Source organism: Nostoc sp. (assembly GCF_036917155.1).
Taxonomy (GTDB): domain Bacteria; phylum Cyanobacteriota; class Cyanobacteriia; order Cyanobacteriales; family Nostocaceae; genus Nostoc.
The window spans coordinates 1-4,939 of the sequence record NZ_JBALDZ010000204.1 but is presented as its reverse complement, the minus strand read 5'-3'; the positions used below and the strand labels follow the sequence as shown (position 1 = coordinate 4,939).

Sequence of the window (4,939 nt, the reverse complement as noted above, 5' to 3'; positions counted from 1 at the left end):
CGATGGCGAGGCAACTTTACTATCACTAATTTTTTACCGATGGTAGGTGTAATATCAGCTTACCTGCTTTGTATACCAATTAGATAGCTAGGGAGAACAAACCCCAAAGTTAGCGGGGACTACTTATGGAACGCCAGAATATCATCAGCTATTGAGCGAGATGAAGCCAGCGCTTGACCATCACTATGCTCACAATCGACATCACCCAGAATTTTTTCCTAAGCCAGCAACGTCGGAAGTGGAGCAGCAGAATAATGAAGATATCAAGCATTTACGGGAGATTGAGACAGTCCTCCAAAATTTTGGACTGTTATCACCTGCTGACTCTAACTTGATTAATAGAGTCCATGAAAAGTTGCTCAAAGAATCACTAGAATCCACGTCCCAAGTGGGCGAGATGAATTTAGTAGATGTGCTAGAAATGTTCTGCGATTGGTATGCGGCGACTAAAAGACATAATGACGGGAACATTTATAAGAGTATTGAAATTAATAGAAAGAGATTCGCCATATCAGACCAACTTACGAATATATTTCTCAACTCAGTCGAACTAGTTAACAAGAGCAACGGATTTGAGAACCTGAAGACGCAAAAGTACATTTAACATCTCTTTAAGTAGTGCTGACAGGTATTACAGTCACCTTTCGGGTTAACAGCACATTTTAGATACTTGCTACCAGAGTTGAAAACGCAAGGGTTGAGGTTTCTAATTGAAAAATTTCCTTGATTCAGGCTTTCGGCTAACTGTTGAGATAAACGCCTCGCAATGGCAGCTAAACTTTCTGCTGCTGGTAAAATCAAAGCACTGAATTTTGCTTCGATATTGAATCCACCAAAATTAAACTGTAAAGCAAACTTTTGTTTGGGTTTTCTTAGCCTATGGCGATCGCGCCGACGCTTCCTGATTGATGGGTTCATGCAATTCGCTTCCAAATGCGATTTTCTTGGCCTTTATTCTGCGGAAATCGTAAATCTCATCCGAATTTTACTATGAGTTTGCTGAAACATCAAAATCGCAACCGATGAAAGCTAAATCGCGCAAAATAATGCCAGTATTTCACAAATATAATTATGCCTATTGGAGTCATTGACTATAGTCGCCCCAAGAATTCTAGTACTACCCCAACTGAATTGGAGACAGAGTACCGGATTTCAACGGCTACTCCAAATACGATCGCCATCGAATGGTATTTAACGTTAGATCCTGATAACGTTGCCCAAGTATCTACAGTTACCGTAACTGCTGGGACTACGGGTGACGAATATGCGATCGCAGTTACGGTTGGTAGCAGCACTCTCACCTATCGCCATAAGCAGGTAGCAAGTCAAACGGCAACTGCGATCGCCACGTTCTTGGCGACATTGATTAATACGAATCCTAATGTGCAGGCTACGAGCGTTGGGGCAGTAATTACAATTACTTCGGTGATTCCAGGGCAGGCATTCACTTTAGCTAATACAGATTCCACAACTCCTGGAAATGTAGTTATTGCCACAACAACTGCTAATGCTGGCACTGCGTTGCATAGAAAAATCGGTCAAGCGAACGTTGTCTTTGGGGCTATTGCTACTGGATTTCCGGTAATCAATGTTTCTGGCAACTGGTATGACGGTTCGGCATCGCCTGTACAACAACAAGCTTTTGGGCCGTTGACTGGAACTGGCAACAGCACCATTGATGCTGTTCAAACAGCCCAAGGTATTACTAGACCATCAAGCTAACAAGTGGAAATTCAGAAAATATACCGAGCATGGATGGAGGTCAAAGGAGAATCCATCGCTGCTTATGCAATACCTACTTCCGTTAAGCTTACTGATGAACAATTGCAGATGATGTTTAAATTGAACATCGACTGCGCTGAACTAAGTGCGATCGCATTGGGTAGGGATTATCGAGTTGACCGTGATGCACGTTCCTTTGAAATGCTGGAGTGTCACTTAAAGTCAAGGTCAGGGAGGTTGAAGGATTTAGGAGGGGAGAGTAACTTTCAGATAGTTGAATCGGAGTTAAGTAGTGCGATCGCCTATTACTTAAACGATTCCAATCAAAAAACAGGGGAAGGGAGTGGATTGGAGATTGTACCTCACCGTGATGACGTAGGAGAAGATGACCAAATAGCAATCAATTCGGAAGGGAGAATTTATGTCTCTAAGAATTTGAAGGATAAACTTGTCAAGGTCAAAACTGCGGTAATTTACCCAAGATCAATTACTGTACTGCCAGAATTCTTGGAAGATGTGATCGCACATATTGTTTGTCTATGGGAGGACAACAGCATTAGGTATGTTCGAGTTTTGGGGGAACCGCAAACAGGAAATGCTATTTCACCTAAGAATCAGTTAAGGACTATTAAGTTAAGAGTTGACGAAACAAAGGTAGAAGTACTGATGTGAAAGAAATTACCATTGTTTTTTCCATGCTTCTTAAAAAGCAGATTAACTACCAAGAAGCAATAGCTGGATTAGTTTTTATTTTTCTAAGCGTGATGTATCGAAAATGAGATTTTTTCTAGACACTGAATTCGTTGAGACTGGCTCTACCATTGATTTAATTAGTATTGGCATTGTCGCTGAAGACGGGCGGGAATTTTACGCAATCAATGACAATTGTGATTTTGATAAGGCCAACGATTGGGTAAAGAAGAATGTAATTTCTGCCTTACCACCAAGGACTGATCGGGTTTGGAAACCAAAAGATGCGATCGCATTTGAGGTGATGGCGTTCATCAAACATGATGAAGGGCATGAACTTTATCACCATACTTTTAACTCACTAAAGAACGCCACAATGCCAGAAAGACCGGAATTCTGGGGTGAGTGGTGCGCTTACGATTGGGTGATATTTTGTTGGCTCTTTGGGGAAATGTCAAGGTTGCCTAACGGGTTTCCTATGCGTTGCAACGATATTATTCAATTCGCTGAAACTCATTTGGGAGTTCCCGCAAGTAAACTGCCACCGTCTTTGGAAACCGACGGAAATCATAATGCGTTGTTAGGGGCGAGAACTGTGAAGCAGCGTTGGGAGTGGTTGCAATTTCAATGCAGTGGAGTCGCCTAAATTTTACGGATGGTGATTTTAGGCTTTTGTTCAAAGCAGATATTCCCGCCATCAAGCATCAGTCCATTCGGGCATACCATTTAGAATTGCAAACTGAATTATCGGGAATGCCAGTTTGGCCACCTGAAGAAGTTGCCGCCGTCTTGTATGAAAACTTCGCACCTCATTATCGCAAGGTCACGCAGTTGTTTGGTATTGAATGCGATCGCTTAACCGATGAATCCCGACATCTACTTTTGGTATGTACCCGTCCAGTTGGGGAAGGAGAGAGTCTACGTCCTGGTTTGTCATTCTTAGAGAAATTGATGGGGTATTCTCTGGAGAAAACAGAACCAGTTGCAGATAGTGGGAAACCTGCACCGACTACTGGGGATTATGTCTTAGATGTCAAAACTGATTTGTATTTGATATTCAAGCGCCATGCTCCAAAACTTTGGGAGATGCACTCATTAGAAGAATGTGCGCTGTTATGTAAACAAGCTAATGAACGGATGCGAGATCCTGACGAAGCTGATAACGAGGGAGGATGGGAGAAAAAAGTTGATGCGGTTGATGATGTAATTTTCTTAGAGAAAAAAGTAGAGATACTTTCAAGGTTGAGTGCGATCGGGGTTATTCCGCCAAAGGGGTTTTAATACTCAGTACATTCTACCTGCCGCTAAGACTCTTACACAGCAAGACCTTCAGGAGAAAACAGATTTTTATGAATAAAGAATTACTGCAAAAAATCCACTCCATAGCTAACACCGACATACATAATATCGTCTCCAAATATGTCAACTTAACACCAAGAGATAGGGACTACCACGGCGATTGTCCATTTTGCAAAGAAGTAGGAAGATTTGCGATCGCACCTAGCAAAGGAATGTTTTACTGTTTCTCTTGTGCAAGAGGTGGTGGATCTGTGATGTTCTTAGGATTAATTCAAGATAAACCTTTGGATGAAGTAGTCAAAGACTTATCAGAAACTTATTCTATATGCTAATTATTTTATTCCTTATTGGCATTGGCATCTATTTCTCTGCTGGCTGGGTAATTTCAGAAATTACCTTTAAGCTATACGAGCAAATTCAACCTGAATATTTCTGGAATTACCATCGGGGACAAAAAGCGCCTTGGGACTTGAACACGACAAAACTAATACTGAAACTGTTCTTAATAATTTTTTGGGCTGTAGCCTTTTTCTCCGTTAAGAGCGAAATAACTAAGATTATTGATTTAAAAAACCTCAAAACTTAATCACCTATGCTCAGTCCCTACTCACAACTATGTCCCGACTTCTTTGAAAACCTGAATCAGTACTTCACCAACTTATTTCAGCTAGCACCTACCTATAAATATGAGGGTATTGCAGAGGGCGATCGCTACGGAATAATTACAATTCGTTCCCTTGAGCCAGACCGTGACCAGAATTCGGGTAAAGATGTGCGGCAGGGGTTTCAGTTTCTAGTTGCTAGATTAGAAATTTTGATGACAATGGGGGCTAGCGATCGCATTTCTGCTGAGGCTTTAGCATTGTCAACGGCACTGGATTTGCATCACGGTATTCCCGCTTTAAAGCAGTTTTTTAGCGCGGGATTGGTTTACGATTTAAAAACTGATTCTGGGATAACTTCTGTAAAAAGACAAGCCTTAAAACCTCCAAATAATTGGATTGTCGATGTGACGTGTACTGGAGTGGCAAATATGTCCATTTATGTTGATATAAATGGACAACATCAGATGAAATAATGCCATAATTAATTGTGAAAATGTATTAGGAGAATTTTATGACAGATATATCTTCTGTAACCGTTCACGGTGGAAATTAGGCTACCAGGAAAAATAAGTACAGAGAGATGGTAGATTAGAGGGCATGAAGAAAATCAGCCTCATCAGCCA

Annotated in this window: 8 protein-coding genes and 1 pseudogene; 8 read left to right on the top strand and 1 reads right to left on the bottom strand. The window is 41.3% G+C overall.

Annotated elements, in window-relative coordinates; all coding sequences use genetic code 11:
* Nucleotides 1-109: 109 nt before the first annotated feature.
* Nucleotides 110-604, top strand: a pseudogene (locus tag V7K67_RS26180) (DUF5662 family protein); the annotation flags it as partial.
* On the opposite strand, the gene V7K67_RS26175 reads toward V7K67_RS26180, so the two are convergent.
* Nucleotides 601-918: a DUF6464 family protein gene (locus V7K67_RS26175; protein WP_335169015.1), complete on the bottom strand. Its 318-nt coding sequence runs from the start codon at nucleotides 916-918 to the stop codon at nucleotides 601-603. The pseudogene V7K67_RS26180 and the gene V7K67_RS26175 overlap by 4 nt on opposite strands.
* 153 nt (nucleotides 919-1,071) lie before the next feature.
* On the opposite strand from V7K67_RS26175, the gene V7K67_RS26170 reads away from it, so the two are divergent.
* From V7K67_RS26170 to V7K67_RS26140, 7 genes are all read left to right on the top strand, one after another.
* Nucleotides 1,072-1,722 (top strand): hypothetical protein, encoded by a 651-nt coding sequence (locus V7K67_RS26170; RefSeq protein WP_335169013.1) that lies wholly within the window; start codon nucleotides 1,072-1,074, stop codon nucleotides 1,720-1,722.
* A 3-nt stretch (nucleotides 1,723-1,725) separates the two neighbouring features.
* The gene (locus tag V7K67_RS26165) at nucleotides 1,726-2,394 is read left to right on the top strand and encodes a hypothetical protein (protein ID WP_335169011.1); all 669 of its coding nucleotides are present in this window, start codon (nucleotides 1,726-1,728) and stop codon (nucleotides 2,392-2,394) included.
* A 103-nt stretch (nucleotides 2,395-2,497) separates the two neighbouring features.
* Entirely contained in the window at nucleotides 2,498-3,058 is a 561-nt protein-coding gene (locus V7K67_RS26160; RefSeq protein ID WP_335169009.1) for a 3'-5' exoribonuclease domain-containing protein, read from the top strand.
* Complete coding sequence (locus tag V7K67_RS26155) at nucleotides 3,025-3,693, top strand: hypothetical protein (protein WP_335169007.1); 669 nt, start codon at nucleotides 3,025-3,027, stop codon at nucleotides 3,691-3,693. The genes V7K67_RS26160 and V7K67_RS26155 overlap by 34 nt, the downstream gene beginning before the upstream one ends.
* 68 nt (nucleotides 3,694-3,761) lie before the next feature.
* The gene (locus V7K67_RS26150; protein ID WP_335169005.1) at nucleotides 3,762-4,043 is read left to right on the top strand and encodes a CHC2 zinc finger domain-containing protein; all 282 of its coding nucleotides are present in this window, start codon (nucleotides 3,762-3,764) and stop codon (nucleotides 4,041-4,043) included.
* Nucleotides 4,037-4,297 carry a hypothetical protein gene (locus tag V7K67_RS26145; protein ID WP_335169003.1) on the top strand — a complete coding sequence of 87 codons (261 nt, stop codon included), beginning with the start codon at nucleotides 4,037-4,039 and terminating at the stop codon, nucleotides 4,295-4,297. Before V7K67_RS26150 ends, V7K67_RS26145 begins: the two co-directional genes overlap by 7 nt.
* A gap of 6 nt (nucleotides 4,298-4,303) precedes the next feature.
* The gene (locus tag V7K67_RS26140; RefSeq protein ID WP_335169001.1) at nucleotides 4,304-4,789 is read left to right on the top strand and encodes a hypothetical protein; all 486 of its coding nucleotides are present in this window, start codon (nucleotides 4,304-4,306) and stop codon (nucleotides 4,787-4,789) included.
* The last annotated feature ends 150 nt before the right edge of the window (nucleotides 4,790-4,939 follow it).

Bases quoted from the DNA above. Each gene is read 5' to 3' on its own strand.
- V7K67_RS26175 (WP_335169015.1), bottom strand. From the start codon at position 918: ATGAACCCATCAATCAGGAAGCGTCGGCGCGATCGCCATAGGCTAAGA.
- V7K67_RS26170 (WP_335169013.1), top strand. From the start codon at position 1,072: ATGCCTATTGGAGTCATTGACTATAGTCGCCCCAAGAATTCTAGTACT.
- V7K67_RS26160 (WP_335169009.1), top strand. From the start codon at position 2,498: ATGAGATTTTTTCTAGACACTGAATTCGTTGAGACTGGCTCTACCATT.
- V7K67_RS26150 (WP_335169005.1), top strand. From the start codon at position 3,762: ATGAATAAAGAATTACTGCAAAAAATCCACTCCATAGCTAACACCGAC.
- V7K67_RS26145 (WP_335169003.1), top strand. From the start codon at position 4,037: ATGCTAATTATTTTATTCCTTATTGGCATTGGCATCTATTTCTCTGCT.
- V7K67_RS26140 (WP_335169001.1), top strand. From the start codon at position 4,304: ATGCTCAGTCCCTACTCACAACTATGTCCCGACTTCTTTGAAAACCTG.